Genomic DNA, 3,323 nt, shown 5'->3' with positions numbered 1-3,323 from the left:
TTCGCCGTCGCGACTGGCATCGAGGAGCACGCCAACTACGGCGTCGACTTCATCGAGGCGACGCGCTGGATCAAGCAGAACCTGCCCGGCGCGCTGGTCTCCGGTGGCGTCTCCAACGTGTCGTTCTCGTTCCGCGGCAACAACCCGGTGCGCGAGGCCATCCACGCGGTGTTCCTCTATCACGCGATCGGGGCCGGCATGGACATGGGAATCGTCAACGCCGGCGCCCTCGAGGTCTACGACGAGGTGCCCGAGCTGCTGCGCGACCGCATCGAGGACGTCATCCTCAACCGACGTGCGGACTCGACCGAGCGACTGCTCGAGATCGCCGCCGACTTCGCCGGCGACGGCTCGGTCAAGGAGGTCGCCTCCGAGGAGTGGCGCTCGCTGCCGGTCGGCGAGCGGATCACGCATGCCCTGGTCAAGGGCATCGATGAGTTCGCCGAGTCCGACACCGAAGAGCTGCGCAAGCTGATCTCCGAGCGCGGCGGCCGGCCCATCGAGGTCATCGAAGGCCCGCTGATGGACGGCATGAACGTCGTCGGCGACCTGTTCGGCGAGGGCAAGATGTTCCTCCCGCAGGTCGTGAAGTCGGCGCGCGTCATGAAGAAGGCCGTCGCCTACCTGATCCCGTTCATCGAGGCCGAGAAGCAGCCCGGCGACGCCGAGCGCAGCAACGGCAAGGTCATCATGGCCACGGTCAAGGGCGACGTGCACGACATCGGCAAGAACATCGTCGGCGTCGTGCTGCAGTGCAACAACTACGACGTCGTCGACCTCGGCGTCATGGTGCCCGCGCAGAAGATCCTCGACACGGCCAAGGAGGAGGGCGCCGACGTCATCGGGCTCTCCGGCCTGATCACGCCGTCGCTCGACGAGATGGTCAACTTCGCCACCGAGATGGAGCGCCAGGGGTTCGACATCCCGCTCATGATCGGTGGGGCCACGACGTCGCGCGCACATACGGCGGTCAAGGTCGCGCAGAAGTATCACGGACCGGTCATCTGGGTGAAGGACGCATCGCGGTCCGTACCCGTCGTTGCGGCCCTGCTGTCGGACGAGCAGCGGCCCAAGCTGCTGGCCGACACCGCGGCAGACTACGAGTCGCTGCGCGAGCGCCACGCGGCTCGCCAGGACACGCGTTCGCTGCTGCCGATCCAAGCCGCGCGCGAGAAGGCGACGCCGATCGACTGGAGCGACTACACCCCACCGCGTCCGCGCATGCTCCTGCAGCAGGCGCGCGACTTGTGCACGGGCCCGGACTGCGACCACCGCCACGGCGGCGCGACGCAGTTCGTCAAGACGTTCACGGACTACTCGCTCGAGGAGCTGCGCAAGTACATCGACTGGCAGCCGTTCTTCAGCTCGTGGGAGATGAAGGGGCGCTACCCCGACATCCTCAACAACCCGGCGACCGGCGAGACCGCGCGCAAGCTCTACGACGACGCGCAGGAGATGCTCGACCGGATCATCGAGGAGAAGTGGATCCGCGCCAACGGTGTGTTCGGGCTGTTCCCGGCCAACCAGGTCGGCGGCGACGACATCGAGGTCTACACCGACGAGTCACGCTCCGACGTCAAGACCGTCCTGCACCAGCTGCGCCAGCAGACGGAGGGGCGCGAGGGCTCGGCCCGCAAGTCGCTCGCCGACTTCGTGGCGCCCAAGGACACCGGTCTGCGTGACTACGTGGGCGCGTTCGCGGTCACCGCAGGTCATGGCATCACCGACAAGATCATGGAGTTCAAGAAGGAGCTCGACGACTACAGCGCGATCCTGCTGGAGTCACTTGCGGACCGTCTGGCCGAGGCGTTCGCCGAGCGCCTCCACGAGCGCGTACGCAAGGAGTTCTGGGCGCACGCTCCCAACGAGGCGCTCAGCAACGAGGAGCTCATCAAGGAGAAGTACGACGGCATCCGCCCGGCGCCCGGCTACCCGGCTTGCCCCGAGCACACCGAGAAGCAGACGATCTGGGAGCTTCTCGACGTCGAGGCCAACGCCGGCATCGAGCTCACCGAGAGCATGGCGATGTGGCCGGGCGCTGCGGTGAGCGGCCTCTACTTCTCGCACCCGGAGTCCCAGTACTTCGTGCTCGGCCGCATCGGCCGCGACCAGGTCGAGGACTACGCCGCTCGCAAGGGCTGGAGCGTCGACGAGGCCGAGAAGTGGCTGTCGCCCAACCTCGGCTACCGCACCGAGAACGAATGAGTCGACAGTCACTCCTTCAGCCTGTTGTCCTCCGTGCGCGTACCGCGGGGCTAGGCTGAAGGAGTGACTGTCGAACCGAGCATCCCGCACCTGCGGGACCCCTGGATGGTGGCTGCCTTCGAGGGCTGGAACGACGCCGCCGACGCGGCGTCGGGCACGGTCGATCACTTGATCGAGGAGTGGGACGCGGAGCTGCTGATCGAGCTCGATCCGGAGGACTACTACGACTTCCAGGTGCACCGCCCACAGGTTCACAACGGCGACGATGGCGACCGGATGATCACCTGGCCGGCCCCGATGATCTACCACGCGCGTCCTCGGCGGGGTGACCGCGACGTCCTGTTGCTCCGGGCGCCGGAGCCCAACTTTCGTTGGAAGGCGTTCTGCTCGACGGTGCTCGGCGTGGCCAAGCTCGCGGGTGTCACCGAGCTGATCACGCTGGGCGCGCTCCTGGCTGACTCGCCCCACACGCGCCCCGTGCCGGTCAGCGGCTCGACGACCGATCCGGTGCTGATGCAGCGGATGTCGCTGATGCCGTCGACATACTCCGGCCCGGTCGGCATCACGTCGGTGCTCAACGAGATGGCATCGCAGGAGGGCATCGCCTCGGCCTCCCTGTGGGCTGCGGTCCCCCACTACCTCGCCGAGCCGCCGTGCCCGAAGGCCACGCTTGCCCTGCTCGGTGCGATCGAGGACGCGATGGGCCTCCCCCTCCCCCAGGGCGTACTGGTCGAGATGACCGACGCCTGGCAGCGCGGCGCCGAGGACCTCACGTCCCGCGACGAGGAGATCGCCGAGTACGTCGAGGCGCTCGAGAACGAGCGCGACACGAGCGAGCTCCCCGAGGCGTCCGGCGATGCGATCGCCCGTGAGTTCGAGCGCTACCTGCGGCGTCGCAGCGACGACACGGACTGACTCGGCCAGCTCGAATCTCAAGCCCGTGACTACCCCTTCTTGAGCCTGTCGGATGGGTTGTCCACAGCGGGGATTGCAGCCGAAAAGGGGTGTCAGTGGCGGCCACCTCCGCCAATAGGCGAGGCCGAAGGCCTCAGCGAGGCACTTCGGGATCCTTGGGCTCATCCTGCGGGTAGGACTTCCTGCGCAGGAGCAGCGGTAGG

General features: G+C 67.3%; 2 protein-coding genes. Both read left to right on the top strand.

What is annotated here, in order from left to right; all coding sequences use genetic code 11:
• On the top strand, window positions 1–2,205 hold a 2,205-nt coding region (locus tag V6M46_RS05275; protein ID WP_332662731.1), incomplete at its 5' end, for a vitamin B12 dependent-methionine synthase activation domain-containing protein.
• A gap of 63 nt (window positions 2,206–2,268) precedes the next feature.
• Window positions 2,269–3,120, top strand: coding sequence for a PAC2 family protein (locus V6M46_RS05270; protein ID WP_332662730.1), 852 nt, complete (start codon window positions 2,269–2,271; stop codon window positions 3,118–3,120).
• The last annotated feature ends 203 nt before the right edge of the window (window positions 3,121–3,323 follow it).

The sequence above is a fragment of the Aeromicrobium sp. genome (assembly GCF_036676885.1).
Lineage (GTDB): Bacteria > Actinomycetota > Actinomycetes > Propionibacteriales > Nocardioidaceae > Aeromicrobium.
The sequence above is the reverse complement of the archived record's forward strand: the minus strand, read 5'-3'. Positions and strand labels throughout refer to the sequence as shown.